The sequence below is a fragment of the Thermostichus sp. MS-CIW-41 genome, from assembly GCF_054058915.1.
Map to the genome: position 1 here is coordinate 15672 of NZ_JBSSBO010000026.1, position 26140 is coordinate 41811.

Below are 26140 nucleotides of genomic sequence, written 5' to 3' on the forward strand. Positions count from 1 at the left end.
TCTACAATCAAAAAGCCGAGCCGCGTCGTCCTCATGACCTACTGCCTTGGCATCATCACCCGCTTTGGCTTGGTGATGGCGGCAGATTCCCGCACCAACGCCGGGGTGGACTACGTCTCCACCTACCAAAAGCTGTTCGATTTTTCCGTGCCCGAAGAGCGGGTGATCTTGATCTGCACCTCCGGCAACCTGTCCATCACCCAGGGCGTTTTGACCGAAGTGCAGCGGGATCTGCGCCAACAGGAAAGTTCCAATCTCCACACCTTCCCCCATCTCTACGACGTGGCCCGCTACCTGGGATCCAAAATTCGTTACATCCAGGAGCAAGACCGACCCTGGCTGGAAAAAGACGGCATCGACGCCCAGTGCAGCCTGTTGTTGGGGGGACAGATCCGAGGCGAGGAGCCGGCCCTCTTTTTGATCTACAGCCAGGGCAACTGCATCCAGGCCACCCCGGAAACCCCTTTTTTGCAGGTGGGGGAAACCAAATACGGCAAGCCAATCTTGGATCGCACCCTCTCCTACGAAACCTCGCTAGCAGATGCGGCCAAATGCGCTCTCCTCTCCATCGACTCCACCATGAAATCCAACATCTCCGTCGGCCCCCCCATCGATTTGGTGATGGTGCAAGCGGATCAGTTCAAGGTCACCCACCGTCTGCGCCTGCGCACCGGGGATCCCTACCTGGCCAAGATGCGCAAACTGTGGGAGAGCGCCCTCAAACAAGCCTTCGACCAAATGCCCCCCATCGAGTGGGACTACTCGGATCCAGCTGATCGGGAAGAGCTGCTCGACTGAGAGGGGGAGATTGGTAGGATAGGGGTTAATCCATCTCTGCCCAACCCCTGCCATGTCAGCCCACACCTTTCAAGACTTGATCTTTCGCCTGCAACAGTTTTGGGGGGAGCAGGGCTGCTTGATCCTACAACCCTACGACCTGGAAAAAGGCGCCGGCACCATGAGCCCCCACACGTTTTTGCGCGCCTTGGGGCCGGATCCCTGGCGAGTGGCCTATGTCGAACCCTGTCGCCGCCCCACCGATGGACGCTACGGTCAAAACCCCAATCGCCTGCAGCACTATTTTCAATACCAAGTGTTGATCAAGCCCTCCCCCGATGACATTCAAGATGTGTACCTAAATAGCCTGCAAGCTTTGGGCGTGAACCCGGCAGAACACGATGTTCGCTTTGTGGAAGATGACTGGGAATCTCCCACCTTGGGGGCTTGGGGCGTGGGCTGGGAAGTGTGGCTGGACGGCATGGAAGTAACCCAGTTCACCTACTTTCAGCAGGTGGGCGGACAAGATTGTCGCCCGGTTTCTGTAGAAATTACCTATGGGCTAGAGCGCCTGGCCATGTATCTGCAGGGGGTGGATTCGGTTTTCGATCTCTGCTGGAATGAGCATCCTTCTCTGGGACGGATTACCTATGGACAAATCTATTTCCAAAATGAGGTCGAGCAATCTTATTACAACTTCGAGTATTCCGATCCGGAGATGCTACTGGAATTGTTCCGGCTCTACGAAGCCGAGGCCAAGCGTTTGATCGAAACCACCCAACAGAAACTGCAGAAACAGGTGTTGCCGGATCGGTTGGCCGTGTCTCTGCTCCTGCCCGCCTACGACTATGTGCTCAAGTGCTCCCACACCTTTAACCTGCTCGACGCTCGTGGTGTCATTGCTGTAGCCGAGCGCACCCTCTACATTGGGCGCATCCGTAACCTGGCTCGACAATTGGCGGAGCTGTACGTTAGCCAAGCGGATCGACCGGGATCCAGCTATGCCCTGCGGCAACCGGAACCCGCTTTGGTTTACAGGGGTGCCTCTCCCCAGAGTTAATTCTTGAGAAAGGGATCCCACCTTTGGCTATGATGAGAGATTGGTGTCAGCAAGGTGCTGGCTGCCCAAATGGCTCTTGTGGAAAGTCAGTGACCTCGTTTTCATCCTCTTTTTCTGACCAGTTCACCTTACTTTTTTCGGAAAAGCTTTATGTTTTACCGTCATCCCGTCACTCGGGTTTCCATCTTTATTGATGGCAATAATATGTTTTATGCTCAACAGAAAAATGGCTGGTTTTTTGACCCACGCCGGGTGCTGGATTATTTTGTTAGATCACAGCCGAATGTTGAATTGGTCAACGCCTTTTGGTACACCGGCATCAAGGATCCCCATGATCAGAGGGCCTTTCGAGACGCTCTGATCAGCATGGGCTTCACTGTGCGCACCAAGATCCTCAAAGAATATCGAGATGAAGACTCCGGTCGGTACTCCCAAAAAGCAAATCTGGATATCGAAATAGTAATCGATATGTTCAACACCGTTGGCCAGTACGATAGGATCATTCTATTTAGCGGCGATGGAGATTTTGAGCGGGCCGTCGAGCTGTTGCGTTCCAAAAACACGCTGATTACAGTTGTCTCCACCGAAGGGATGATCGCCCGCGAGCTGCGCAACGCCACCGACCGCTACATCGACCTCAATGACATTCGCCCCTACATTGAGAAGTTAGACAAGTAGTGCTTTGGGCAGGGTTCTGGACTGCTTCCTCTGCCGTCGGGTCAGACCCATAGCCTCCTGGCGAGCTGGCGACAACACCGCCTAAGTTCGTTCTGGCTTTTTCCATCTTCACGGATCCCATCCCTGCCACACAAGCGGCACGTCCGTTGTACCGGGCATCGTCGGCGTTGCCGGAAAAAAGCAGTCCCGGCCAATGCGGAGGACGCTCCGGTGCCCGACAGAAGAGCTGTATCTTCTCCCCTCAGCAGCTAACTTCTGGGCAACCTTGGCTTAGGCAGAGGGCCAGACAGGCTAGCATTGTAAAAAATCTTTGCCCTGATCAGGTTTTTATGACCGGCGTTCCTGTCTCCCGTATTCGCAACTTTTCCATCATCGCCCACATCGACCACGGCAAATCCACCCTCGCCGATCGCCTCCTGCAGGAAACGGGCACCGTTTCAGCCCGCGAGATGAGGCCACAACTGCTGGACAGCATGGAACTGGAGCGGGAACGGGGCATTACCATCAAGCTGCAAGCGGCCCGCATGAACTACCGTGCCCAAGACGGCCAAGACTATGTTTTGAACCTGATCGACACGCCAGGGCATGTGGACTTCACCTACGAAGTCTCCCGCTCCCTGGCCGCCTGTGAAGGGGCGTTGCTGGTGGTGGATGCCTCTCAAGGGGTGGAGGCCCAAACCCTGGCCAACGTCTACCTGGCCCTGGAGAACAACCTGGAAATTATTCCGGTGATCAACAAAATCGACCTGCCGGGGGCCGAGCCGGAGCGGGTGATTGCGGAGATTGAGCAGGTAATCGGCCTCGACTGCAGCGGGGCAATCCTCGCCTCTGCCAAGGTGGGTATTGGCATTCAAGAGATTCTGGAGGCCATTGTGCAGCGGGTGCCCCCCCCACGGGATACGGTGGCGGATCCCTTGCGGGCCTTGATTTTCGATAGCTACTACGACGCCTATCGCGGCGTGATCGTCTATGTGCGCATCATGGATGGGGAGGTGAAGACGGGGGACAAGATTTGCTTTATGGCCTCTGGCCGAGAATACGAGATTACCGAGCTGGGGGTGATGCGTCCCAACCAAGAGCCGGTTGATGCCCTACATGCGGGCGAGGTGGGCTACATGGCCGCCGCCATCAAGAGCGTGGAACACGCCCGGGTTGGGGACACCATCACCCTGGTGAATCGCAAAGCTCCTGAGCCCCTGCCCGGCTACAAAGAAGCCAAGCCGATGGTGTTTTGTGGCCTGTTCCCCAGCAGCTCCGATCAGTACGCCGAACTCAAAGAGGCTCTGGAAAAGCTCAAGCTCAACGATGCTGCCCTGTACTTTGAGCCAGAAATTTCCAGCGCCATGGGCTTCGGCTTCCGCTGTGGTTTTCTGGGCCTGCTGCACATGGAGGTGGTGCAGGAACGCCTAGAGCGGGAGTACAATCTCGATCTGGTGATCACAGCTCCGACGGTGGTGTACCAAGTTACCCTCAACAACGGCTCTGTGATTCGGGTGGACAATCCCAGCAAGCTGCCTCCCCCCAACGAGCGCACCAGCATTGAGGAGCCGATTGTCAGGGTAGAGGTGATTCTTCCTGAGGAATTTGTCGGTACCGTGATGGAGCTGTGTGAGACCAAACGCGGCACTTTTAAAGACATGAAATATCTGGCGCAGGGTCGGACTACGCTGGTGTATGAGCTGCCCCTGGCGGAAGTGGTCACCGACTTTTTCGACCAATTGAAATCACGCACTCGTGGTTATGCCAGCATGGACTACCAAATGATTGGCTACCGCGCCGATGATTTGGTACGTTTGGACATTTTGATCAACGGCGATGTGGTGGATTCTCTATCCACGATTGTGCATCGGGACAAAGCTTTTTATGTAGGCCGTTCTCTAGTGGCCAAGTTGCGGGAGCTGATCCCGCGCCATCAATTTGAAGTGCCCATTCAGGCGGCGATTGGCTCTAAAGTGATTGCTCGTGAAACCATACCGGCCCTGCGCAAAAACGTCTTGGCCAAATGCTACGGAGGAGACGTGACCCGCAAGCGCAAGCTTTTGGAAAAACAAAAAGAGGGGAAAAAACGCATGAAGGCGGTGGGAACGGTGGATGTGCCCCAAGAAGCGTTTATGGCCGTGCTGAAGCTGCAGAATGACTAGGGCGATGGGCACTCAACTGGGGCGGGAAGAGGTGTTGGCCTGGCTACAGGAGCGGGTGTCTCCTCCTCGCCTCCGCCATATCTTGGGGGTAGAGGGGATGGCCCGACAGCTGGCGGCCCACTACGGGCTGGATGAGCAGAAAGCTGCCTGGGCAGGGCTGATGCACGACTTGGCCAAGGCTTTCCCGCCGGAGCAACTGTTGCAAAGGGTGGCTCAGGAACGGGAGCTGGATGAAATTGAGCGGGCCGAACCTCACATCCTGCACGCTGAGGTGGGATCCCTGGTGGCGCGGGAGCAGTTTCAGGTACAGGATCCGGAGATTTTGGCGGCCATTGCCAACCACACGCTAGGGCAGCCCGGCATGGATCCGCTCAGTTGCGTGGTTTTCGTGGCCGATGCCCTGGAGCCGAATCGGGGCAACAGCCCAGAATTGGAGCGGTTGCGGCAGATGGCTTTTGTAGATTTGTCTAAAACCGTAGTGGGAGTATGTGACTTGAGCCTAAAATTTTTGCTAGACCGGAATCAGGTGGTTCATCCGCGCACACTCATGACTCGGAATCATTTTTTGTTACATCCTTTAGAAAAAGCGGTGTCCTAGGTTAACTCAGTCGTTTCAGGAGGGTTTTAGTTGCTACATCTCATGCCTGCCCCTGCTGGGGATCCCATCTATTGCATGGCGCTGAGTGCAGCTCGCGCGGCAGAAGAGAAAAAAGGTGGCGATATCGTTCTGCTGGATGTATCCCAAGTCTCCACTTTGGCAGATTACTTTCTTCTGGTCAGCGGATACTCGCTTACGCAAGTCCGCGCCATTGCCCGAGCAATTGAGGAAAAGGTTTGGGACGAGTGGAAACAAACTCCGCGCCGCATCGAAGGGCAGGAATCGGCCTCTTGGATACTGATCGACTATGCCGATCTCATTGTCCATGTGATTATGCAACAGGAAAGGGACTACTATGACCTAGAGTCTTTCTGGATCCAGGCTCAGCGAGTCGATCTGCCCATAGCAGGCTAAATCTATTTGTTTTGGATCCCTGGATTTGGCAGTTCTTCAGGTCTTGGAGCCAAGGGAAGAGTTGCTCTTTACAACTCTTTAACTGCCTTCCAGGGCGTCCTTGACAGACAGAAGTTTTAGTCAATTGTCAAGAAATATGTAAGTTTCTTAATATTCCCGCAATTTCTTACACAGTCACGTGTTAGGGTAGTGAATGACAAATAGCTGAGTAAGATCTTCCTGCCTTTTGCAGTCGAGTTTCTATAGTCTTTGTTAAACGCTCTACCTTGTTTCTCTTGAACGCTGATAATTCTTCGTTGGTACTGAATACCAGCAAAAAGATTTTCCAGCTGCTGATGGCTCCTATTGGCTGCTTTCAGCGGCAAGTGGAAAGGCAAACGAGGCGAATAGAGGAGGCAAGGATTGGCTGCACAAGAGGATCTTACGAACGAAACCGCAACTTCTTCCCGACGGCAGACTTAACTGCAACCGGCTTAAATGGTCGGCTTGTAGGCAAAATCCGGTGCCAAAAGCAGCGGAGGAAGATGGGGAAGCAGCGTTTTTTGTTTAATGTCTGTTTTTAAGAGCGACAGGGATTTTTAGGAGGGACATTCATCATGGAAAAGATGTTGGTTAATATCGTCGAGTACCTGGCATTGGGAGAACTGGAAACTATCCTCTCCACTGAGCACCCCCATCAACAGGTGTTTTATGACGCTAGGGAGCGGGAAGCGATGATGCAGCAGATCCTAAACCGGGTCCCCGCCATCTACATGTGGCTGGCTGCCGATGAGTGTCCCAGCCGCGATCAACTCAATTCCTCTGAGCTGGAATTGCTGCGGTCGGTAGTGCGGGATGTGGTCAATCAAAAACTCCAACAAGCCTCTTTTGGCCTTGACCCCTATGCGGGATCCATGTCAGAGGTCTTCTACGGATAGAGGGGGCGGGCTTAAGCTACACTGCAAAGGCGTTGCCTTAGCTTGTTGCCTCTGCCCATGTTGCCTGTTTACTATTCCGATATTTTCCTCAGCCACGATACTGGGCCATTTCACCCCGAGCGTCCGGCTCGCTTGCAGTCCATTGTTAAGGCGCTGCGTGGTGCCCCTTTTGCCAACCAGTTGGAATGGCGGGATCCCCCCTTGGCGGAGCTGGCAGAGCTGGAGCGAGTACACTCGCGTCGGCACATTCAACAGGTGGCTGAGTTGGCAGCAGCAGGTGGGGGACACATTGATGCCGACACTGCTCTCTCGGGGAGAAGTTTTGAGGCAGCGCGCCTGGCTGTGGGAGCTTGGATTGCCGGCTCTGCTTCGGTTTTGGCCACCGCTCAGCCGGCTTTAGTGCTGTGTCGTCCGCCTGGGCATCACGCGGAGCCGGAACGGGCAATGGGATTTTGCCTCTTCAGCAACGCGGCCATTGCGGCGCTGTGGGCGCTGGATCAGCCGGGGGTAAAGCGGGTGGCGATTTTCGATTGGGATGTGCACCACGGCAACGGCACGCAGGCGGTGGTGGAGCGCTATCCCCAACTGGCTTATGCCTCTATCCACCAGTTTCCCCTCTATCCCGGCACGGGATTGGCCCAGGAAACCGGGATCCACGGCAACCTCTGCAACGTGCCTTTGCCTGCCGGCTCGGATTGGTTGGCCTACAAAAAGGCCCTCGACGAGAAGATCTTGCCGTTCTTGCAAGCGTTCCAGCCGGATTTGCTGCTGGTGAGCGCCGGCTTCGACTGTGCCAAAGGGGATCCCTTGGCCGGTATGCGGATAGAGCCGGAAGACTTTGGCCGCATGGCCCGCCTCTGCCTGGAGCAGGTGACCCGCAAAACCCTCTTCGGCTTGGAAGGCGGCTATAACCTGGACAACCTGGCGCGCGGCTGGCTGAGCCTGGCCCAAGCTTGCCTGGAGAGTTAACCTTTCCACTTCACCTTGGGTAAAATCTGCCGCACATCCACCCGATCCTTGTACTTGAGAGCAAAGTTGAGCAGCGAATCCAAGAGGGAATCGGACAGATAGTGGGGCTGGAGGCCCAGGTCTAGGAGCTTGGTGTTTTTGGCGTTGTAGTAGTGCTCTTCCAGCTCGACGCGGGGGTTCTCCAGGTGGTTGATTTCCACCTTCAGGCCCATGGTGGCTCCCGCCTTTTGCACCAGCAACGCCAGTTGCTCAACACTAAATTGCTCTGTGAACTGGTTCATCACCCGGAATTGGCCCGGCTCGGCAGGGTGAGCAATGGCCAGCTCCACGCAGCGCACCGTGTCGCGGATATCCAGGAAACCGCGGGTCTGGCCGCCCTTGCCATACACTGTCAGCGGATGGCCCACGGCCGCTTGAATGCAGAAGCGGTTCAGAGCTGTGCCGAATACGCCATCGTAATCGAGACGGTTGATCAGCACCTCGTCCATGCCGGTTTCTTCTGTGAGCACGCCGTATACCACCCCTTGGTTGAGGTCGGTGGCCCGCAGGCCCCAGACGCGGCAGGCGAAGTGGATGTTGTGGCTGTCGTGTACTTTGGAGAGGTGATACATGGATCCCGGCTGCTTGGGGTAGGGCAGGGTATCCTTGCGGCCATTGTGCTCGATGGTGATGTACCCCTCCTCGATGTCGATGTTGGGGGTGCCGTACTCGCCCATGGTGCCCAGCTTCACCAGGTGGCAATCGGGAAATTCCTCCTTGATGGCGTAGAGGATGTTCAAGGTGCCCACCACGTTGTTCACCTGGGTCATCACCGCATGCTCGCGGCTGATCATCGAGTAAGGGGCAGAGCGCTGCTCGCCAAAGTGAACAATGGCCTCCGGCGGGAAGCGGCGCATGCAGGAGATCAGGGCTTCGTAGTTGGTAACGTCGCAGACAAAGATGGGAATGTCCTTGCCGGTTAGCCCCTTCCAGCAATCCACCCGTTGCTCTAGCTGGGCAATTGGGGTCAGGGTAGAAACCCCCAGTTGCAGATCCCAGAGGCGGCGGACGTAGGAATCGAGAATGGCCACCTCATAACCCCTGTTGGATAGGTGCAGGGCTGTCGCCCAGCCACAGTATCCGTCACCACCAATAACCAGGACTTTCATCAGGGAAGCAAAATTCGGCTGCTCACGAATCTACCAAGTTATGGCACCAAAGACAAACTCTCCTGGGATCCCTTTGAGCGCTGCATGGCTCCTCATTCAATGCGAGGCGGGTTGTCCAGGGTATAAACCGTGGTCTCGGCGGCAATGGCACGGCGCAGGTGAGCTGGGACTTGGTAGAGGCCCAGAAGGGTGATGCCATCGATGAATTGCAGTGCCCCTCGCTCGGGATCCAACTGTTGGCTCAGAATCTGGTCGATCTGCTCCGGTTCTGGCCTGGAGGGGATGGGATCCTGAGCTGCCAGGGCAAAACCCAGTGGGCCACCGTAGGTGGGGGCATAGATGGCGTAGGGCTGCACGGCGGCAAACACCGTTTTCAGGGTGCGAACAATGCGGGTGTGTTGATGAAGCTCAACCGGCCCCGTCGGCCCGGCTTGGATGGTGAAAGCCCCATCGGGCTGCAACTTGGAGCGAATCTGGCGGAAAAACTCCTGGGTGAAGAGGCGGTAGGCAGGGCCGGACTCAATGGGATCGGAAAGATCGGAAAGGATCACATCCCAAATGGGGCCTGTTTCCTGGAGAAAATCCAAGGCATCGGCAATCACCACCTCCACCCGCGGATCTTCAAAGGATCCCTGGTGCATTTCCGGCAGGTGCTCTCGACAGGCGGCCACCACCTCCCCATCGATATCCACCATCACCACCTGCTCCACCGAGCGCCAACGCAGCACCTCCCGCAGCGTTGCCCCTTCTGCCCCCCCCAACACCAGTACCCGCCGGGGGATCCCGCCCGCTTGCACGACCTGCACCATAGCCGGATGAACCAAAGCCTCGTGGTACAGAAACTCATCCACGGTAGTGGATTGCCAATGCCCATCCAGCATCAGACCCTTGCCGAAGGCCCCCGTCTCGGCGATCAGCATCTCCTGGAAAGGGGTTTTTCGGTAGGCCAAGATGCGCGTGACGGCACGGGCGGTGTAGTCCCAAGGGGTAAAGTACTCCTGAACCCAGAAGAAACTTCTCGGGCTGCTCATAAGCACCTCGCTACAGCTTTTTCCAGCAACATAGACTGACCTCTGGGGTGAATCGGATCCCACCCAGCCTACAGATGGCCCCCATGACAGTTTGGAAAAAGCTGCGATTGGCGAAGATCTCAGCGCCTTCGTCGGGTCGCTTCACAGGTGAGCACCTCAGCCGAGTCTGGGGCCTCTTCCAGGAGTGTCGGTTGCGCGGTGCGGCGGGGCACCTTGCGCAGGGAATATCGTCGCGCTTGAAACACGTCGATCAGATATTCACAGGCCGCTTCCGGTCGGGTGTGGCGACCACAGGTGAACACATCCACCGCCGCATAGCCCGCTTCGGGCCAGGTGTGAATGGAGATGTGGGATTCCCCCAAAAGAGCGAGGGCTGTAATCCCCTGTGGCTCAAATGGATGGCACAGCTCTCCCAAAAAGGTGGAGTTGGAGCGTCTCGCTGCCTCCCGCAAAGCCTGTTGCACCAGGGAGGCATCATCCAAAAGTTTGGCCGGGCAGTCGTAAAGCTCCAGGATACAGTGGATCCCGATCAGAGCTGGAGACCTATCCCCTAATTGGCCAGATAGTGTGTGCAGCATACTATCCCCTAATTGGCCAGATAGAACTGATTAGAACCAGAGGCTGCACAGAAAGCGCAGCTTTACCATTGTCTCACAATCAGGCAGAACTGGGCGTAGTAGCCATCGGCTCTCCGCACTACCCGCACCCGATTGATTTTCAGGGTGAGGATGTCCCGCCGCGCCTTGTCGTTGCAATACAAAGCAAAGGTGCCTGCCTGGAAGCCATCCGTGAAGGTGAGGGACATCCCATCTGCTGCCAGCTTCCAGCCGGAGATCTTGTACTCCACGGAGCGGCAATGTTTCTGGAACTTGGGATAGCCCTTCCGGGCTGCCTTCTCCTTGCAGCGGCGGTAGAAGTTGGAGATGGCAAACCAGGCCCGCTCCGCACTGGCTTGTCGGGCAGAGGAGTTCAGCTTCTGGGCGAAGGGGAACTCTCTGGCCAAGTCCTTGCAGAGGGAGTACAACGTGGCCCTGTTCACCCCCTGATGATCCATCCAGTGGCGCAGGCACTTGTTGCACACGAACTGGGCAGTCCGAATGGCCTCATACAGGGCTTGGTACTGCTGGGCTGTGCCGTTGAGGAGCTTGGCTTCGAGGACGCGCATGAGCCTACTTTATCAAAGGTCTAGCAAGATAAAAGCCGCCCTGGTCGCGTCAGCGGGCCGTAGGCCTTAGGGCGGGGCTTCAGACCCAGTTTTTTGGTAAAGCCAAACTACCCTCCCCAGCAGCTTTTTTCTTAACCGAAAGTTAACCCTAGGCCCAATCTGGAGCCACTGCACCACCGACAACAGCGTTCCGGGAAGGGGCTGGAGAAGCTAGGGCTGCTGCTCCTTTGAAGAGGGAGAGGGGGGATAGAGCAGGGCTTCCAGCTCCTGCAGCGCTTGCTCCAGGTTGTCGTTGACAATCACGTAGTCAAATTCGTCTTGGGCATCCAATTCCTTGCGGGCCTGTTCCAGGCGGCGCTCGATGCTGGCCTCTGAGTCTTGTCCGCGCTCGCGGATGCGACGTTCCAGCTCTTCCAGAGAAGGGGGACAGAGAAAGATGCGAATGGCATCTGGGTACTGTTGCCTCACCTGACGGGCCCCCGCCAGCTCAATTTCCAGCAGCACATCCTGACCCTGATTGAGTTTTTGGAACACGATCTCGCGGGGAGTGCCGTAAAAGTTGCCCGCATACTGTGCCCATTCCAACAGCTCGTTGGCTTCAATCAAGTTGAGAAATTCCTCCCGACTGCGAAAGTAGTAGTTGACGCCTTCCTGTTCGCTGGGGCGGGGGGGGCGGGTGGTGACCGAAACCGAGAGATACAGCTCGGGGTGGCGCTGGCGCAACTGGTTGACCAGCGTACCCTTACCCACTCCGCTGGGCCCTGTCAAAACCACCAAGCGACCGCGCGGGGTAGGAGCCGGAAGGGATCCCTGCTGCTGCGTACACTCAGAGGAAACCGGGGTAGGAGAGGTTGGCATAGACAGAGACCGACGCAAGACGGCTGGGCAATTGACTTGTTTGGGTTGGTTTTAGGATATCTCACTTCTGGTTTCTCAAACGGCTCACAGCGATGGGCTTTCACTCGGTTTCGTCTGGCAAACCGGGCTTGGCCGTCAGGAAGCGGTTGGCAACGGTTTCGGGTTGGATGGCGGAGAGGATGACGTGCCCGGAATCGGTGATAATGACAGCGCGGGTACGACGACCATAGGTGGCATCCACCAACTGGCCCCTCTCGCGGGCATCGCTGATGATGCGTTTGATGGGAGCTGACTCGGGACTGACAATGGCGACCACACGCCCAGCGGCGACGATGTTGCCAAAGCCAATGTTGATTAGGCGGGTATCCATGGGGTGATGAGGGAACCTAACGGTTGTCCGGCCAGCAACCTTCATTAAGGTAGCAAATGGGGCTCTTTCGCGGGTTTGCCACAACGACACCTGAGTTCTCGGCCAATTGGGCAGTGAGTTCTGGCGACAAGTCCCGTTCGGGTGAGCCGCAAAAAGGCTGTGGTTGCATAACAAGCTGCACCCTCCCAAACAACTTGCCCTGTTTATCGAGGACGGTAAAATCGTCAACATGAAGCCACTTCAATAGAACTTGAACTGTAAGCCTCAAAGGCCGCCGCTGTGGTAAGCAGTTTGAGGCAGCTCTGAAAACGAAAAGATCGACCCAGCACCCCAAGCTTGAATAGATTTCTTCCTTGCCTATGCTTGACCTGACTTGGCTGGATCCCCTTGTCCAGCACTTTCAACTGGGGGATCCAGAGCCACCCGAAGCCATCCGAGTGGGCCTCATTCACCAAACTTGGAAACTCAACACCTCTGAGGGATCCTTCATCGTCCAGCGCCTTCATCCCCGATTTGATCCTGCTGTCACTGAAGATGGTCAAGCCATCGGCCAATGGTTGAGACAACACGGCTTCCCCGTCCCCCAATTCCGCCGCGCTCGCGATGGATCCCTGCACTTGTCCTGGGCAGAAGGGCTGTGGCGGGTCATGGATTGTCTGCCGGGATCCTGTCACCCAACTCCTCCCAATTGGGGCTATCTGGAAGAGGCGGGGGCAGCCGTTGGACGCCTGCATCGACTCTTGGCCCAGATGGACTATCGTTTTCGCTTCCAGATCCCGCATTTTCACGATACGGCTCACCTTTGGCAACAGCTACGCCAGTATGAGCCGGCCCCAGAAGTGCAGGCAGAATGGCAGTTTTTAATCGAAACTGTGCCCAATCTTCTGCTGCCCTCGGGGATCCCAACTCAAATCATCCACGCCGATCTCAAGTTCAACAACTTTTTGTTCGATGAGCAGGGGCGATTTGTGGGCCTGGTGGATCTGGACACCTTTATGTATCACAATCTCTATGTTGAATTGGGGGATGCCCTGCGCTCCTGGGGCAAACGAGGAAATACCCTTCAGCCAGAGGCGATCCTGGCCGGGTTGCGGGGCTATGCCCAAACCGGGAACTTGCACGCCCTACAACCGGAACTCCTTCTCCAAGGGATCCAACTGATTACCCTGGAATTGGGGATGCGCTTTTTGCAGGATTGGTTTGAAGACGCTTACTGGAATTGGGATCCCCAGCGCTACCCCAGCCGCAAAGCCCATAACCTGGCCCGCTGCCAACAGCAAATTTGCCTCTATCAAGACCTAACCCAGAGGGCACCCCAACTGTTGGAGTCCATGCGCGCCCTTTTGTCTTGTGAGCAGCGGAAAGAGGGAAGGTAGCCAACAGGTTTGCCCAGCTTTTGACAGCTCGTTTTGGGATCTGCTACCGCGGCATAGGAATGAAACATTTCTAAATATTTCTGTGGCATTGCTTCCCGACTCTCCTCCCCCAGAGGGAGAGGGGCTGGGGGCGGTCGCGAAACGCCTAGGAAGTGTCTCAATCTAGTTTCAAATGACGATAACGCTCAATCTCGACTTTGACTTGGATCGCAATGGTCGGGAACACGCTCCAAGCTCCCCTAGGCGGTTTGCACTTGGCGCACCAACCCAGTCGTTTTCAGAGCAGCCAAAGCCCGATCCCGGTAACGGCCATAGCGCTCCTGCTTGTTGCGAAGCTTGCGCCCCTCCAAATCCGGCAACAGCCCAAAATTGGCCGGCATCGGCTGAAAGTGCCTGGGATCGGCGCTGCTGATGAACTGAAACAGGGATCCCATCATTGTTTCGGGGGGCAGCGTGATCAAGGGCAACCCCAGAGCCAGGCGGGCGGCGTTCTGTCCGGCCAACCATCCCCCTGCCACCGCGCAGGCATAGCCCTCGGTGCCCACCAACTGGCCGGCGGCAAACAGCGTGGGTCGGCGACGAAATTGCAAGGTCGGCCACAGAAGCTGGGGCGAATTCAAAAATGTATTGCGGTGCATCACCCCAAAGCGGACAAACTCCGCCTGTTCCAGGCCGGGGATGAGGCGAAAGACCCGCTGCTGTTCTCCCCATTTCAAGTTGGTTTGAAAGCCCACCAAGTTCCACAGCTGCCCTGCTTTGTCCTCTTGCCGCAACTGCACCACCGCGTAAGGACGGGATCCCGTGCGCGGATCCACCAGCCCCACCGGCTTCAAGGGGCCGAAACAGAGGGTGTCTTTGCCACGGCGCGCCATTTCTTCAATCGGCAAGCAGCCCTCGAAAAACTTGCGCTCCTCTCGTTCAAAATCCTTGAGGGGCGCCTGCTCCGCCTCCACCAGCGCCCGCCAAAACCGTTCGTACTCCGCTTCCGTCATGGGGCAGTTGAGATAGGCTGCTTCCCCCTTGTCGTAGCGGGAAGCCTGAAACACCACCGCTCGGTTCAACGAATCCCCGGTAACAATGGGGCTAGACGCATCAAAAAAGCTCAGGTACTCCAGGCCCGTAAAGGCTTGCAGTGCCTTGGCCAGGGGATCGCTGGTCAGAGGGCCGGTACAGAGGACGGCAATGCCCTCCGGGATCTCCGTCACCTCCTCCCGACGCAGGGTGATGCGGGGATGGTTTTGAATGGCTTCCGTGAGAGCCTGGCTGAAGCGGGCCCGATCCACTGCCAATGCCCCTCCTGCCGGCACTGCATGGCAATCCGCCGTCGCGATCACCAGGGATCCCAGTTGTCGCAGTTCTTCCTTGAGTAGCCCTGCCGCCCGATCGCTGGCTGCAGCCCCAAAGGAGTTGCTGCACACCAGCTCCCCCAACTGATCGGTGTGATGGGCCGGGCTCTGACGCACGGGGCGCATCTCCGAAAGGATGACAGGCAACCCTGCCTGGGCAATTTGCCAAGCAGCTTCTGTCCCCGCCAACCCCCCGCCCACAACATGGATGGGGGCAAAGGCTCCCGCTCGTGCAAGCTGGCTGCAAGCCCTTGGGTTAGTTGGAGGGTTCATCACAACCTCCGGGAGGGAAGAGAAGAATAGAACGCACCCTGCTAGGGCCGGAAGCGGTTCAGGTCAAACCCACTATACCAACCATCAGCATGGCCCGACCTGCACGAGGCAAGTGACCCAGAGGCGGGATACGCTACTAGATACGCTACTATGAGTACCCGCTGACACCCAGGATCCCGACCCATGACGGAAACGGCTGACCTTTGGCCACAGCTTTTGGGGCAGTTGCTGGATCGGCAATCTCTCAGCGAAGCCCAAGCTGAACAGTTGATGAACGGTTGGCTCCAGAACCAAGTGCCAGATGTGGTGTCGGGGGCGATTCTGGCGGCCCTGCAAGCCAAGGGTGTGAGCGCTGGTGAACTGGCCGGCATGGCACGAGTGCTACAGCGGGCTTCGCTGGGATCCCCGCTGGACTTGCCTCTCCTGGTGGATACCTGTGGCACCGGCGGCGATGGGGCCGGCACTTTTAACATTTCCACGGCGGTGGCCTTTGTGGTCAGTGCAGCCGGGATCCCGGTGGTTAAACATGGCAACCGTTCCGCCTCTGGCAAGGTCGGCTCGGCGGATGTGCTGGAGGCCCTGGGGGTGAACTTGGGGGCTGAGCCAGAGCGGGTGCGGGCGGCTGTGGCGGAAGTGGGCATCACCTTTTTGTTTGCTCCCCAGTGGCACCCGGCCATGCGGGCGGTGATCCCCTATCGGCGGGCCCTCAAGGTTCGCACCATTTTCAACCTGTTGGGGCCCTTGGTCAACCCCCTCTATCCCAACCGCCAGGTGATCGGGGTTTACGCCCAGGAGCTGGTGCCGGTAATGGCAGAGGCCCTGCGCCTGTTGGGACGGGAAGGGGCCATTGTGTTGCACAGCCGCGAAGGTCTCGACGAGGCCGGTCTGGATCAACCCACCGATCTGGGCATCCTGTCCGGTGGGCTGGTACGGACGGAAGTCTTGAACCCTGCAGATTACGAGCTGACCCTGGCACCCACCCAAGCTCTCAAGGGGGGGGATGTGGCGGAAAATGCCGCCATCCTCACCCAAGTTCTCCAGGGATCCGGGACGCCTGCCCAGCAGGATGTGGTGGCCTTGAATGCTGCTTTGGCCCTGCAGGTGGCCGGAGTGGCCCCCGATTGGAGAGCCGGGATCGCCCAAGCTCGCGAGATTCTCGCCAGGGGTGCCGCTTGGGATCGCTTGCAACAGCTGGTTCATTTTCTCAAGGCTTGATGCCGGTAGGAGTCCAGGAGAGGGCGACAGGGATCCCACCTGAGCCTAGGGCTAAAACTCCCGCCCTCGCCCAAAGGCCAGAACTTCATCCACCCCCAAGCGAGGCTTGCGCGGCAGGTTACCCGCTGCCGCATATCCAACCGCCAGCAGCATCACCGGCACGTAGCGGTCGGCAATGCCGAACTCCCGCTTTACCCCTTCCGGATCAAAGCCGATCATCGGGCCCGCTCACCAAACCCTTGGCCTGAGCCGCGATCATCAGCGCCATGGCAGCCATCGCCCCAGAGCGAATCGCTTCATCCCGCGCCAAGGTGGGATTGTGGAGCATGCCTCTAACCCCCAAAACCCTGAACTTTGCTGAATTTACTGAGCTTTAGGCGGTTTGGCAAAAGTCATTGAGAGGGATATAGTAGACCAAGTTTCCCCCTGATCCTTGAGTCCACCGCAACGGTTGCCGGGAAGTGAAGGGGGAAAGCGCTCGGGGGGTATTCCTCAGGGCTTTGCGGGATACCGCCTTCCTGTTTGGACTCCGTCCCGCTGACGCGAACAGAGGTAGGCAGGATGCGATCGCTTCTTTCCTGAACCATGTTCAGGAGAGTTCAGCGTGAATGTATCAGATAGGTTGCCTGGGCCATGTTCACCCAGCCTTCCGCTTTTTCGGGCGAGAGGATCCCGGCAGCAACGCTTCTTTGCACAATTTCAGGCAGTTTCTCATACCCCCGCAGATCCCCCAGGATGATAAACACCACCGATGCATCCGCCACCTTCTGTTGGTTGTAGGCCAGAGATTTGAGGCGCTCTTTGTCTTCCGGGTCGGTGACCGCAACAAACCGCCAGTGCTGAATGTTGAAGGAAGAAGGAGCTTCCGTAGCATAAGCCACCAGCTCTCGGATCTCCGCTTCCGATAAACGGCGGCTGGGATCCAATTTGTCGGCGGAAATGCGCTCTTTCAGGGCAGTTAGGGCGTCCATAGGGATCCTCAAGTGTCGGTAGAAAGGCTGCTCCCCCCAAAGGTAGGGGCAGGATTGGCAAATGGCTATACATTCCGTGTTCAAACGGTCTGTCTTCTTTGTTATCTCCCTTTTATCCAGCCTGTGGCAACCGGGTGAGGCACAAACTGGGCCTTGGCAGGGCAGGCAAGCGGGATCCCTAACGCAAAGGCAGGTATGATGGAAAAACAAACTGGTCTCATCTGGGTCGCCCGATTAATCGTCGGATTGGTGTGGTTGATGGGGAGAAGCAATCGGTGAACTTCGGTCGAGTGCTGACGGCCATGGTTACCCCCTTTACCGATGAGGGGGAGCTTAACTACGATGAGGCCGCTCGTTTGGCCGATTACTTGGCAACCCACGGCAGTGACGGCTTGGTGGTCTGTGGCACCACAGGCGAATCTCCCACCCTAACCTGGCAAGAGGAGTATGAGCTGTTCCGCGTGGTGCGAGATGCCGTAGCCGGTCGGGCTAAGGTGATCGCCGGGACGGGATCCAACTCCACCCGTGAGGCCATTGAAGCCACAAAAAAGGCTGCGCAATTGGGTTTGGATGGCTCTTTGCAGGTGGTGCCCTACTACAACAAGCCTACCCAGGCCGGCCTTTATGAGCACTTCAAGGCCATTGCTCAAGCCAGCGACCTGCCCATCTTGCTCTACAACATTCCCAGTCGGACAGGGGCCAGTTTACAGCCGGAGACCGTAGCGAAATTGGCAGAATTGGAAACGGTTGTCGCCATCAAAGAAGCCAGTGGTATGATGGATGTAGCTTCGGAAATTCGGCGACTCACTCCCTCGCGTTTCGCCATCTATTCAGGGGATGACTCTCTGACGTTGCCGCTCCTATCTTTGGGGGGGAGCGGGGTGATCAGTGTAGCCAGCCACCTGGTTGGGTTGCAGTTGCAGGAGCTGATCCAGAGCTACATCAGGGGGCAACACGATCAAGCTTTGGCCCACCACCTGCGCCTGTTTCCGTTGTTCAAGGTTTTATTCATCGAGACCAACCCAGTTCCGATTAAGGCCGCATTGGAGATGCAGGGTTGGCGAGTGGGTCGGGCGCGCCTTCCCCTAGCGCCTCTACAGCCCAGTTCTCTGCAGGTTTTGCGACAGGTGCTTGAAGAGATGGGCCTACTGGCTGAATCGAAGGGATCCGAACAAATGGCGACGAAAGTTTCATGATTGCATTTTTAGGCTTTGCTTCTGCCATGACCACGGTTTTCAGGAGTTTGCAAGGGGCTCTTTTGTGGCGTTTGACCTGTGGGTAGGTAGCTTTTTCCCTGAAAAGCTCTTCCCCGGCCTGGGAAATGGATGAGTTGCGGCTTTCGCCCACAACTTTGTCGGGGATAGCTTGTGCCCATTTCTGTTTTTGTTTTTTTACTGTTGAGGATCTAAACCCATATGCCAACACCACGTTCTTCAGTTGCTTCTCGTTCTGTAACCCCACAATCCACCTCTTCCGTTCAGATGATTCCGCTGGGCGGCGAACGGGAGATCGGCAAAAACACATGGGCCTTCCGCTACGAGGATGACATCATCCTCTTGGATGCCGGTTTGGCTTTTCCCGATGAGAGCATGCACGGCATTAATATCGTGCTGCCGGACATGACCTACATCAAGCAAAATCGAGACAAAGTGCGGGGGATGGTGGTTACCCACGGCCATGAAGATCACATCGGCGGGATCCCGTATCACCTGCGGGAATTTGATATTCCGGTCATCTACGGCCCCAGATTGGCGCTGGCGCTGCTGGAAGAGAAATTGCGGGAAGTGGGCCTGCTCAACCGCACAGAGCTGCGTCCTGTGGGCCCCCGCGAAATCGTTCCCTTGAGTAAGCACTTTTTTGCCGAATTCATTCGCAACACCCACTCGTTTGCCGATAGCTTTACGGTGGCTCTGCACACGCCTGTGGGCGTCATTATTCAGACCGGCGACTTTAAGATCGACCATACCCCCGTGGATGGGGAGTACTTCGACCTGCAGCGGTTGGCCGAACATGGAGAAAAGGGAGTGCTCTGCCTGATCAGCGACTCCACCAACGCTGAAGTGCCGGGGTTCACCCCCTCTGAAGCCTCAGTGGTGCCCGGTCTCACCAAGGCCATTGCCGGAGCCAAGGGACGGGTGATCATCACCACCTTTGCTTCTTCGGTACATCGTCTCAACTTGGTGCTGCAGATTGCCGAACAGCAAGGTCGGGTGGTGTCTCTGCTGGGCCGCTCCATGCTAAACGTGGTGGCTCATGCGCGGCGCTTGGGCTACATCCGCTGCAAGGACGAGACGCTGCAGCCGATGCATGTGATCAACAGCCTGCCGGATGACCGGGTGATCATCCTCACCACCGGATCCCAGGGAGAACCTCTAGCTGCTCTCACCCGCATCGCCAACGGCGAGCACCCGCAGTTGCAAATCAAGCCAGGCGACACGGTGGTGTGGTCGGCCAACCCGATCCCTGGCAACACCATCGCGGTCTCGCGGGTCATCGACAAGCTGATGGAGCTGGGAGCCAATGTCATTTACGGCAAAGACAAGGGCCTGCACGTTTCCGGCCACGGCTGCCAGGAAGACCAAAAGCTGATGATTGCCCTCACCCGCCCCAAGTTCTTCGTTCCCACCCACGGGGAATACCGCATGCTGGTCAAGCACGCCGAAACCGCCATGAGCATGGGGATCCCGCGGGAAAACATTGTGATCATCGACAATGGCGATGTGGTGGAGGTGAACCGGGAGCGCATTGCCATCACAGGCCGCGTCCCCTCTGGCCTACAGATGATCGCCGCTTCCCACGATGGAGTGGTGATGGATGAGATGCTGCAGGAGCGGCAGCAGATCGCCAAAGATGGCATGGTGACGGTGGTGATCAGCCTGGACGGCAGCGGCCAGTTGCTCTGCACCCCGCAGGTGCAAACCTTTGGCTTGGCGGGGGAAGGGAACCAACTCAAGGGATCCGACCTGAAACCCCTTCTGGAGAACACCCTTCGGCAAGCGTGGCCCCAATTTGCTCGCTCGCTGGAGCGGGGCAGCCTGGACATCGACTGGGCCGGCCTTAAGGGCGAAGTGGAGCGGGTGGTGCGCCGTTTCTTGCGAGAACAATTGCCCGGCAAGCCCACGGTGGCGGTTTTTGTGCAATCCCCTGAAGAGGAGTCTGTGTCTTCCCTGAGTGTGGAAACCCAACCGGAGCCGGTAGCGGGTGCTCTGGGCCGGCGGCGGCGTTCCTCGGCAGCGGTAGCTGCTTCCTAAAACTGGCCCGTTCTCCGTGGCTGGATCGTCTAAGCGCCTTTGGGATCCCTTGCCGAGCGCAGGGATCCTTCCTATTGTGCCGGCTTGTATCCATCCGTGAGAAAACTGCGGAGGGCAGACTCTGCCGCCGCATCTGGTTGCAGGGATCCCACCTCGCTAAAGGGAGGGCAGCGGGTTTGGGGAGGGAGCGGTTGCCGAAGGGCGCTCAAGAAGGCATCGGCCAAATCGGCGTAGCCCCGGTCGTTGGGGTGAAAGCCGTCGGCCAGCGGGCCGGGAAAGAAGGACTCGCGTCGGTAGGAGCGGGGATCGCAGAGCAAGTCCACCACTGGGATCCCCTGTTGGCTTAAGGGGTTGATGGCCCGTTGCGTGAGGCCAACCGAGATCAGGGAGAGCAGTTGGCGCACGCTGCTGGGTTGCTGCTGACCCAGAGGAATCAGGGCGAAGTTGGGCAGGTTGGCCACCGCCAGGCGAGCTTGAGGGGCACGGGCACGCACCGCTTGCAGCAGGGTTTGGTAATCGGCGGCGAATTGTCGGATCTGCTGATCGACGAAGGGCAAGGGATCCTCACCTTGGAGAGCCCGTTGAGCCGCCGCCAGAGCGATGGCGTTGGTATCGTTTCCGCCCACCCAAATGGTGATCAGGGTGGCATCGGGGGGAAGGCGCGGCACTTGATCCTGCAGCAAATTGGCCGGGATCCCCTGCCTCAGGGCTTGCATGGCGGGGCTGAGCACCGCTCCCGAACGGCCCAAATTGACCAGCTCAACCGGGGCCGGCAAAGACCGGGCCAGGCGGGGCACATAGCCCGTTCCATTGGGGCAGTCCAGGGGCTCTGAGCGCTGGGGTCGAGTGCCGGCGGCGTTGGCTGGGCCATCACAGGAAATGGAGGCGTTGTAGCCAACGGCATCGCTGGCTCCCAGGGCAACGTAGCGGGTGAGGGTGGGTGGGCTGGGCACAACAGGGGATCCAGAACTGGCAGAGCAGCCGGTTAGCCCCAAACTGAGTATCAAAATCAGCAGGGAGAGGAGGAACACCCAGCTGTCTTGTTGTCTTGGAGTCGAGTTTTCTGGGGTTCGGGTGCTGGCATCCTTTGCAGAGAGAGGCATGGGAAAGCGGGCATAGATAGGGCGAGGCGGGAAGCACCCCCAGACAGGCTAGCCAAGGATCCCAAAATTGGCGAGGTATGGTGGGAGTATGCCGCTACGGTTTTGCAAGTCCCGCACCTACCACGATCCCCTGCATGGCGCCATCAGCCTGAATGGAGGGGACGCGGTTGAGGCTCTGCTCATTCGCCTGATCGATACACCGGCCTTTCAGCGGCTGCGCCGCATTCGCCAGTTGGACACGGCCTTTTTTACCTTCCATGGGGCAGAGGGATCCCGCTTTACCCATTCGGTGGGGGTGCTGCAGGTAACGCGGCGGCTGTTCGACAAATTGGCCCATCGCTACCCAGAGCTGCGTCCCTATCGGGCGGTAACCTTGGCCTCGGCTCTGCTGCACGACATTGGCCATGCCCCTTTTAGCCATGCCGGGGAAGAGATCTTCGGCTGCCGGCACGAGGTTTGGACGGCCCGCATTCTCCGGGAGGATCCCCAAGTGGGGACGCTGCTGGCAGAGTTTGATTCCCAACTGCCGACCCAGATGCAGCAGGTGTTGCAGAAGCAATTTCCCCTGCCGCTGGTAGGTCAGCTTATTTCCAGCCAACTGGACTGCGACCGCTTCGATTACCTGATGCGGGACAGCCTGCTCACGGGCGCCCAATATGGCCACCTCGACCTGGATCGCATCCTAACGGTGCTGGATTATGACCCGGAGACGGGATCCCTGTCCATCCCGGCTCGCAAAGGCTTGGGGGCCATCGAGCACTACCTGGTGGTGCGCTATTTCATGTACACCCAGGTGTACCAGCACCCCAAGAGCCTCTGTGCCCGTTTTATCTTGGAGCGGCTATTCAGGCGGGCAGAGGCGCTCCTGCAAAGGGGGGAGATTGAGCTGGATCCCATCCTCAGCGCTTGGTGCTGGGCCTCGCTGGCGGCTCAAAAAGGGGATCCCTTCGAGTTGCCGCTCCCCCTCTACTTGGCTGCCGACGATATCATCTTCAGCTACCCCATGCGCCTCTGGGCCATGTCGGGGAAGGATCCCATCTTGGCGGATCTGTCGCGGCGCTACTTGGAGCGGGATTTGTTCAAGGCCCGCAACATTACCCAGTTGTCTGAGGAACAACGCCAAACCCTGGTGGCCGCCGTGCAGGCCAAAATGCTGCAGGACGGGCTGGATCCTGAAAGTTACTTGGGCATCCGCTCTGCCCATGTCCAGGGCTATAGCTTTTATGACCAAGGGATCCAGCTCAAAACCGAGCGTGGCTATGAAGAAATTGCCCATCTTTCCCCTTTGGTGCGTGCCTTGGTGGAAACCCAGCGCCAGGTCTGGCTAATCTTTCCCCGGCCCTATGGCGATATCGTAGAGGGGGTTTTGTCTGCCTAGAAAATCATTGGGCCATCCCAGAGCTAGAGCATTAGAGGTGGGAATCTGTTCCTGAGCACATCTAAACAACGAGGGAAGCAGGAGTGGGGATCCGAGAAATCCTAACGGGGGTACTGTCCTTAACAGCTTTGGCGATTGCCCTAGTGGCCCTGCAACTGAGGCGAGCGTTGCGGGCTTCCCCCTGGCTGAGGGATCCCCCGGCGGAACAGGCAGGGGAAATCGCGGCCGGGATGGAGCGGCTGGCGGTGATCGTGCCCGCCTACAACGAGGCCGAGAACGTGGTGGGCTGCCTGAGCAGCATTCTGGACAGCACCTCTGCCCCTTTACAGGTGTGGTTGGTGGACGATGAATCCACGGATGCCACCTGGGAGCTGGCCCAAGCCCTGGCTGCCGAACGGCAAGATCCGCGCCTACACCTGCTCAAGGGGGATCCCCGTCCCAAAGGCCAAAGGTGGGTGGGCAAAAACTGGGCCTGTGCCCAAGCCGTCGCCCGCGTAGAAGCCGACTACTTGCTGTTTCTGGATTGCGACGTGCGGCTGGGATCCGGTGCCATTGAAGCGGCCTTAGGACATTTGCTGGCAAGCGGCAGCGGCTTGGTGAGTGTAGGGCCGCAATTGGTGTGCGGTTGCCTAGCGGAGTGGCTGGTGCAACCCATCATGATGACCATCCTGGCGGTGGGTTACAACTTTGCCGCCGTCAACGATCCCGACAACCCCAAAGCCTTTGCCTTTGGTCCCTTCCTGCTGTTTCGGCGCTCTGCCTACGAGCAAGTTGGCGGGCATGCCGGAGTGGCCGATGTGGTGATCGAGGATGTGGCCCTGGGGCAACGGATCAAAGCCCAGGGGTTGGGCCTGCAAATTTGCCTGGGAGGGCCGCGGGTGCGCAGCCGCATGTATGCCAACGGGGCTGCCCTTTGGGAAGGGTGGACCAAAAACTGGTTCCTGGGCCTGGAGCGCAACTGGGCCTTGGCGGTGTTGGCAATGGGTACGGTCTTGGGGATCTGCAGCTTGCCCTGGTTGGGGGTGATCCTGGCTGGGGCTACGGGATCCCTGGAGGTGCTGTTGGCCAGCTTGGCAGGGATCCTGGCCCAATTGGCCATCCGGCTTCTGCTCCGGCATTGGGCGCATCTGCCCCTCTGCTACTGGTGGCTAACGGCAGTGGGGGGTTGGGCGACAGCGGCCATCATCTTGGCTTCGGCCATCCGCACCACCACCGGCCGCAACTGGACTTGGCGGGGCCGTTCTCTCGCCGTCCACTGACCGGAGTGCGCCAACACCCCAGAAATGGTACAAGAACATGGTCTAATGGGGGATGTTCGGAAAACAGGCAAGCTGGGTTTAGAAACAGCGGAATAGCACACCATGCAGGCTCTGGTCATCGGATCTGGGGGGCGAGAACACGCTCTGGCCTGGAAGCTGTTGCAGTCTCCCCAGGTTACTCGGATCTACTGTGCCCCCGGCAACGGCGGCATGCAGCAGCTGCCCCGCTGTCAATCCGTGGCTTTGGCGGCTACCGACATTGAAGGCCTGGTGCGGTTTGCTACCGTACAAGGGATCCGCCTGACGGTGGTAGGGCCAGAGCTGCCCTTGGTGCAGGGGATCGTGGACGCCTTCCAGGCAGCAGGGTTGCCCATTTTCGGGCCTAGCCGCGCCGCTGCCCAACTGGAAGGAAGCAAACTCTGGGCTAAGCAATTGATGCAAGAGGCGGGGATCCCGACTGCTCGCGCTACCGGCTTTGCTGAGCTATCTGCCGCTGTGGCCTATCTCGACTCCCAGAGTTTCCCAGTGGTCATCAAAAAAGATGGACTGGCTGCCGGCAAGGGGGTAACCGTTGCCCAAAACCGGGAAGAAGCGGTGCAAGCTCTAGAAGCTGCCCTGGCCAAGCCGGGCGATCAGGTGCTGATCGAGGAGTTTATCCCCGGCCAGGAGGTGTCGGTTTTGGCTCTAACCGATGGCCAGATCTGTGTGCCGCTGCCACCTGCCCAGGACTACAAGCGCCTTGGCGAGGGCGATACCGGCCCCAACACCGGCGGCATGGGAGCTCATGCCCCTGCGGATCACCTGGTCACTCCAGAAGGGTTGGCCCGCATCCAAACCCAGATCCTGGATCCCACCCTGGAGGCTTTGCAACGGCGGGGCATCCGCTACCAGGGGGTGATCTATGCCGGTTTGATGATCACGCCCAGTGGGGATCCCTACGTGTTGGAGTACAACTGCCGCTTTGGGGATCCAGAGGCTCAAGTCCTCCTGCCCTTGCTGGAAAACCCTTTGGACGAGGTGCTGCTGGCCTGTATAGAAGGACGGCTGGCCCAAATCCAGCTCAAATGGAAACCCGGCTATGCCGCCTGCGTGGTGATGGCAGCCCCAGGCTATCCCGATGCCTACGAGCGAGGGATCCCCATCTCCGGCTTGGATGCAGCTGCCACCACGGGGGCGTTGGTGTTTCACGCGGGTACCCGCCAGGCAGGCAAGCAGCTCCTGAGCGATGGCGGGCGCGTTCTCTGTCTTACCGGCCAAGGGGCAACCCTATCCGAGGCCCTGCGCCAAGCCTACGCAGCTGTGGAGCAAGTGCAGTTTCCCAAGGCCTACTACCGTTCTGACATCGGCAGCCACGCCCTGGGGCCTGCCGTCCGCCGAGGAGTGATCCCTACCCCATAAAGCCATCCCTTGCCCTCTCAGCTGCAGCCGGATGGAAGAAGCCCCAGAGGGGTCGCTCCTCCAGGGCCCATAAAGCAGCTTTGAAAAAAGCTTTGATGCTTAGACGATAGCGCTTTCGGTAACAAGACGGCAACAGTGATATCAAAAGCTCAACTTTACTTTAGATTCCTTAACAATAGCCCTCTGCTTTGACTAGGCACGGATATTGCTGAGCTGAGTCTCTCCCCTCTCGAGGGGGATCCCCCATTAGCCCACTTGAACTGTTGCGGACCCGGATCCCCTAGAGCAGGCATTTCCTCTCCCAGGGTGGAAGAGGGGTTGGGGGTGGTCGTCTGGGGCAGCGCATGGCAGAGGAGCATGACTCTAGTCAATAATAAGCTCAACTATACTGAAAATAATGTATAATATGTTCAGTACGGATTACTACCAGTTGATCTTTCTGTT

At 58.0% G+C, this 26140-nt stretch carries 26 protein-coding genes; 15 read left to right on the forward strand and 11 right to left on the reverse strand.

From position 1 onward, the window contains the following. Positions 1-33 precede the first annotated feature (33 nt). The 8 genes from ACVWXE_RS08890 to ACVWXE_RS08925 all read left to right on the forward strand — a co-directional run bounded on the left by ACVWXE_RS08890 (position 34) and on the right by ACVWXE_RS08925 (position 7554). Complete coding sequence (locus ACVWXE_RS08890; RefSeq protein ID WP_011431739.1) at positions 34-798, forward strand: proteasome-type protease; 765 nt, start codon at positions 34-36, stop codon at positions 796-798. A 52-nt stretch (positions 799-850) separates the two neighbouring features. Continuing rightward, positions 851-1837: a glycine--tRNA ligase subunit alpha gene (glyQ, locus tag ACVWXE_RS08895; protein WP_414328660.1), complete on the forward strand. Its 987-nt coding sequence runs from the start codon at positions 851-853 to the stop codon at positions 1835-1837. A 150-nt stretch (positions 1838-1987) separates the two neighbouring features. Beyond that, the gene (locus ACVWXE_RS08900; RefSeq protein WP_457490119.1) at positions 1988-2515 is read left to right on the forward strand and encodes a LabA-like NYN domain-containing protein; all 528 of its coding nucleotides are present in this window, start codon (positions 1988-1990) and stop codon (positions 2513-2515) included. Between the two features lie 329 nt (positions 2516-2844). Beyond that, a complete protein-coding gene (gene lepA / locus ACVWXE_RS08905; protein WP_414382983.1) occupies positions 2845-4656 on the forward strand; it encodes a translation elongation factor 4 in 1812 nt (603 codons plus the stop codon). Further along, a complete protein-coding gene (gene yqeK, locus ACVWXE_RS08910; RefSeq protein ID WP_414389772.1) occupies positions 4649-5254 on the forward strand; it encodes a bis(5'-nucleosyl)-tetraphosphatase (symmetrical) YqeK in 606 nt (201 codons plus the stop codon). The genes lepA and yqeK overlap by 8 nt, the downstream gene beginning before the upstream one ends. Positions 5255-5296: 42 nt before the next feature. Beyond that, positions 5297-5668: a ribosome silencing factor gene (rsfS, locus tag ACVWXE_RS08915; protein WP_011431734.1), complete on the forward strand. Its 372-nt coding sequence runs from the start codon at positions 5297-5299 to the stop codon at positions 5666-5668. Between the two features lie 596 nt (positions 5669-6264). Continuing rightward, on the forward strand, positions 6265-6585 hold the full coding sequence (locus tag ACVWXE_RS08920; protein ID WP_011431733.1) for a hypothetical protein: 321 nt from the start codon (positions 6265-6267) through the stop codon (positions 6583-6585). 57 nt (positions 6586-6642) lie between these two features. Beyond that, entirely contained in the window at positions 6643-7554 is a 912-nt protein-coding gene (locus tag ACVWXE_RS08925) for a histone deacetylase family protein (protein WP_457490120.1), read from the forward strand. On the opposite strand, the gene ACVWXE_RS08930 is transcribed toward ACVWXE_RS08925, so the two are convergent. From ACVWXE_RS08930 to remA, 6 genes are all read right to left on the reverse strand, one after another. Next, positions 7551-8702, reverse strand: a complete 1152-nt coding sequence (locus ACVWXE_RS08930) for an NAD-dependent epimerase/dehydratase family protein (RefSeq protein ID WP_457490121.1) — start codon at positions 8700-8702, stop codon at positions 7551-7553. The two genes, ACVWXE_RS08925 and ACVWXE_RS08930, sit on opposite strands and share 4 nt — an antisense overlap. A 92-nt stretch (positions 8703-8794) precedes the next feature. Further along, entirely contained in the window at positions 8795-9733 is a 939-nt protein-coding gene (locus ACVWXE_RS08935) for a fused MFS/spermidine synthase (protein ID WP_414342992.1), read from the reverse strand. 119 nt (positions 9734-9852) lie between these two features. Further along, on the reverse strand, positions 9853-10311 hold the full coding sequence (gene speD, locus ACVWXE_RS08940) for an adenosylmethionine decarboxylase (protein ID WP_414328672.1): 459 nt from the start codon (positions 10309-10311) through the stop codon (positions 9853-9855). 62 nt (positions 10312-10373) lie between these two features. Continuing rightward, positions 10374-10898, reverse strand: coding sequence for a hypothetical protein (locus ACVWXE_RS08945; RefSeq protein WP_457490122.1), 525 nt, complete (start codon positions 10896-10898; stop codon positions 10374-10376). A 210-nt stretch (positions 10899-11108) separates the two neighbouring features. Next, positions 11109-11756, reverse strand: coding sequence for a guanylate kinase (gene gmk / locus ACVWXE_RS08950; RefSeq protein ID WP_369791759.1), 648 nt, complete (start codon positions 11754-11756; stop codon positions 11109-11111). A 100-nt stretch (positions 11757-11856) separates the two neighbouring features. After that, on the reverse strand, positions 11857-12126 hold the full coding sequence (gene remA, locus ACVWXE_RS08955; RefSeq protein WP_414330335.1) for an extracellular matrix/biofilm regulator RemA: 270 nt from the start codon (positions 12124-12126) through the stop codon (positions 11857-11859). 359 nt (positions 12127-12485) lie between these two features. On the opposite strand from remA, the gene ACVWXE_RS08960 reads away from it, so the two are divergent. Continuing rightward, positions 12486-13502 (forward strand): phosphotransferase enzyme family protein, encoded by a 1017-nt coding sequence (locus ACVWXE_RS08960; RefSeq protein WP_187147247.1) that lies wholly within the window; start codon positions 12486-12488, stop codon positions 13500-13502. 239 nt (positions 13503-13741) lie between these two features. Here the strand turns inward: ACVWXE_RS08960 and trmFO are convergent, their stop codons facing one another. Further along, positions 13742-15121 (reverse strand): FADH(2)-oxidizing methylenetetrahydrofolate--tRNA-(uracil(54)-C(5))-methyltransferase TrmFO, encoded by a 1380-nt coding sequence (gene trmFO, locus ACVWXE_RS08965; RefSeq protein WP_414412725.1) that lies wholly within the window; start codon positions 15119-15121, stop codon positions 13742-13744. Positions 15122-15304: 183 nt separating this feature from the next. Here trmFO and trpD point away from each other — a divergent pair, with 183 nt between their 5' ends. Further along, complete coding sequence (gene trpD, locus ACVWXE_RS08970; protein WP_414329730.1) at positions 15305-16336, forward strand: anthranilate phosphoribosyltransferase; 1032 nt, start codon at positions 15305-15307, stop codon at positions 16334-16336. Between the two features lie 51 nt (positions 16337-16387). Here the strand turns inward: trpD and ACVWXE_RS08975 are convergent, their stop codons facing one another. The 3 genes from ACVWXE_RS08975 to ACVWXE_RS08985 all read right to left on the reverse strand — a co-directional run bounded on the left by ACVWXE_RS08975 (position 16388) and on the right by ACVWXE_RS08985 (position 17307). Next, positions 16388-16555, reverse strand: coding sequence for a hypothetical protein (locus ACVWXE_RS08975; protein ID WP_457395908.1), 168 nt, complete (start codon positions 16553-16555; stop codon positions 16388-16390). Next, on the reverse strand, positions 16542-16664 hold the full coding sequence (locus ACVWXE_RS08980; RefSeq protein ID WP_457395907.1) for a hypothetical protein: 123 nt from the start codon (positions 16662-16664) through the stop codon (positions 16542-16544). The genes ACVWXE_RS08975 and ACVWXE_RS08980 overlap by 14 nt, the downstream gene beginning before the upstream one ends. 271 nt (positions 16665-16935) lie before the next feature. Further along, entirely contained in the window at positions 16936-17307 is a 372-nt protein-coding gene (locus tag ACVWXE_RS08985; protein ID WP_457384674.1) for a nitroreductase family protein, read from the reverse strand. 275 nt (positions 17308-17582) lie between these two features. Here ACVWXE_RS08985 and dapA point away from each other — a divergent pair, with 275 nt between their 5' ends. Continuing rightward, positions 17583-18503 (forward strand): 4-hydroxy-tetrahydrodipicolinate synthase, encoded by a 921-nt coding sequence (dapA, locus tag ACVWXE_RS08990; RefSeq protein WP_457490123.1) that lies wholly within the window; start codon positions 17583-17585, stop codon positions 18501-18503. Between the two features lie 219 nt (positions 18504-18722). Further along, on the forward strand, positions 18723-20558 hold the full coding sequence (locus ACVWXE_RS08995) for a ribonuclease J (protein ID WP_457490124.1): 1836 nt from the start codon (positions 18723-18725) through the stop codon (positions 20556-20558). A 71-nt stretch (positions 20559-20629) separates the two neighbouring features. Here ACVWXE_RS08995 and ACVWXE_RS09000 read toward each other — a convergent pair whose 3' ends face one another. Then, positions 20630-21511, reverse strand: a complete 882-nt coding sequence (locus ACVWXE_RS09000; RefSeq protein ID WP_457490125.1) for an SGNH/GDSL hydrolase family protein — start codon at positions 21509-21511, stop codon at positions 20630-20632. A gap of 238 nt (positions 21512-21749) precedes the next feature. On the opposite strand from ACVWXE_RS09000, the gene ACVWXE_RS09005 reads away from it, so the two are divergent. From ACVWXE_RS09005 to purD, 3 genes are all read left to right on the forward strand, one after another. After that, on the forward strand, positions 21750-23039 hold the full coding sequence (locus tag ACVWXE_RS09005; protein WP_457474020.1) for an HD domain-containing protein: 1290 nt from the start codon (positions 21750-21752) through the stop codon (positions 23037-23039). A gap of 83 nt (positions 23040-23122) precedes the next feature. Further along, on the forward strand, positions 23123-24298 hold the full coding sequence (locus ACVWXE_RS09010) for a glycosyltransferase (protein WP_414383000.1): 1176 nt from the start codon (positions 23123-23125) through the stop codon (positions 24296-24298). Positions 24299-24400: 102 nt separating this feature from the next. Continuing rightward, on the forward strand, positions 24401-25696 hold the full coding sequence (gene purD / locus ACVWXE_RS09015; protein ID WP_457467032.1) for a phosphoribosylamine--glycine ligase: 1296 nt from the start codon (positions 24401-24403) through the stop codon (positions 25694-25696). Positions 25697-26140: the final 444 nt, after the last annotated feature.

Excerpts from the sequence above, each read along its gene's own strand:
- ACVWXE_RS08890 (WP_011431739.1), top strand. The coding sequence starts at position 34 with ATGACCTACTGCCTTGGCATCATCACCCGCTTTGGCTTGGTGATGGCG.
- glyQ (WP_414328660.1), top strand. The coding sequence starts at position 851 with ATGTCAGCCCACACCTTTCAAGACTTGATCTTTCGCCTGCAACAGTTT.
- ACVWXE_RS08900 (WP_457490119.1), top strand. The coding sequence starts at position 1,988 with ATGTTTTACCGTCATCCCGTCACTCGGGTTTCCATCTTTATTGATGGC.
- lepA (WP_414382983.1), top strand. The coding sequence starts at position 2,845 with ATGACCGGCGTTCCTGTCTCCCGTATTCGCAACTTTTCCATCATCGCC.
- yqeK (WP_414389772.1), top strand. The coding sequence starts at position 4,649 with ATGACTAGGGCGATGGGCACTCAACTGGGGCGGGAAGAGGTGTTGGCC.
- rsfS (WP_011431734.1), top strand. The coding sequence starts at position 5,297 with ATGCCTGCCCCTGCTGGGGATCCCATCTATTGCATGGCGCTGAGTGCA.
- ACVWXE_RS08920 (WP_011431733.1), top strand. The coding sequence starts at position 6,265 with ATGGAAAAGATGTTGGTTAATATCGTCGAGTACCTGGCATTGGGAGAA.
- ACVWXE_RS08925 (WP_457490120.1), top strand. The coding sequence starts at position 6,643 with ATGTTGCCTGTTTACTATTCCGATATTTTCCTCAGCCACGATACTGGG.
- ACVWXE_RS08930 (WP_457490121.1), bottom strand. The coding sequence starts at position 8,702 with ATGAAAGTCCTGGTTATTGGTGGTGACGGATACTGTGGCTGGGCGACA.
- ACVWXE_RS08935 (WP_414342992.1), bottom strand. The coding sequence starts at position 9,733 with ATGAGCAGCCCGAGAAGTTTCTTCTGGGTTCAGGAGTACTTTACCCCT.
- speD (WP_414328672.1), bottom strand. The coding sequence starts at position 10,311 with ATGCTGCACACACTATCTGGCCAATTAGGGGATAGGTCTCCAGCTCTG.
- ACVWXE_RS08945 (WP_457490122.1), bottom strand. The coding sequence starts at position 10,898 with ATGCGCGTCCTCGAAGCCAAGCTCCTCAACGGCACAGCCCAGCAGTAC.
- gmk (WP_369791759.1), bottom strand. The coding sequence starts at position 11,756 with ATGCCAACCTCTCCTACCCCGGTTTCCTCTGAGTGTACGCAGCAGCAG.
- remA (WP_414330335.1), bottom strand. The coding sequence starts at position 12,126 with ATGGATACCCGCCTAATCAACATTGGCTTTGGCAACATCGTCGCCGCT.
- ACVWXE_RS08960 (WP_187147247.1), top strand. The coding sequence starts at position 12,486 with ATGCTTGACCTGACTTGGCTGGATCCCCTTGTCCAGCACTTTCAACTG.
- trmFO (WP_414412725.1), bottom strand. The coding sequence starts at position 15,121 with ATGAACCCTCCAACTAACCCAAGGGCTTGCAGCCAGCTTGCACGAGCG.
- trpD (WP_414329730.1), top strand. The coding sequence starts at position 15,305 with ATGACGGAAACGGCTGACCTTTGGCCACAGCTTTTGGGGCAGTTGCTG.
- ACVWXE_RS08975 (WP_457395908.1), bottom strand. The coding sequence starts at position 16,555 with ATGATCGGCTTTGATCCGGAAGGGGTAAAGCGGGAGTTCGGCATTGCC.
- ACVWXE_RS08980 (WP_457395907.1), bottom strand. The coding sequence starts at position 16,664 with ATGCTCCACAATCCCACCTTGGCGCGGGATGAAGCGATTCGCTCTGGG.
- ACVWXE_RS08985 (WP_457384674.1), bottom strand. The coding sequence starts at position 17,307 with ATGGACGCCCTAACTGCCCTGAAAGAGCGCATTTCCGCCGACAAATTG.
- ACVWXE_RS08995 (WP_457490124.1), top strand. The coding sequence starts at position 18,723 with ATGCCAACACCACGTTCTTCAGTTGCTTCTCGTTCTGTAACCCCACAA.
- ACVWXE_RS09005 (WP_457474020.1), top strand. The coding sequence starts at position 21,750 with ATGCCGCTACGGTTTTGCAAGTCCCGCACCTACCACGATCCCCTGCAT.
- purD (WP_457467032.1), top strand. The coding sequence starts at position 24,401 with ATGCAGGCTCTGGTCATCGGATCTGGGGGGCGAGAACACGCTCTGGCC.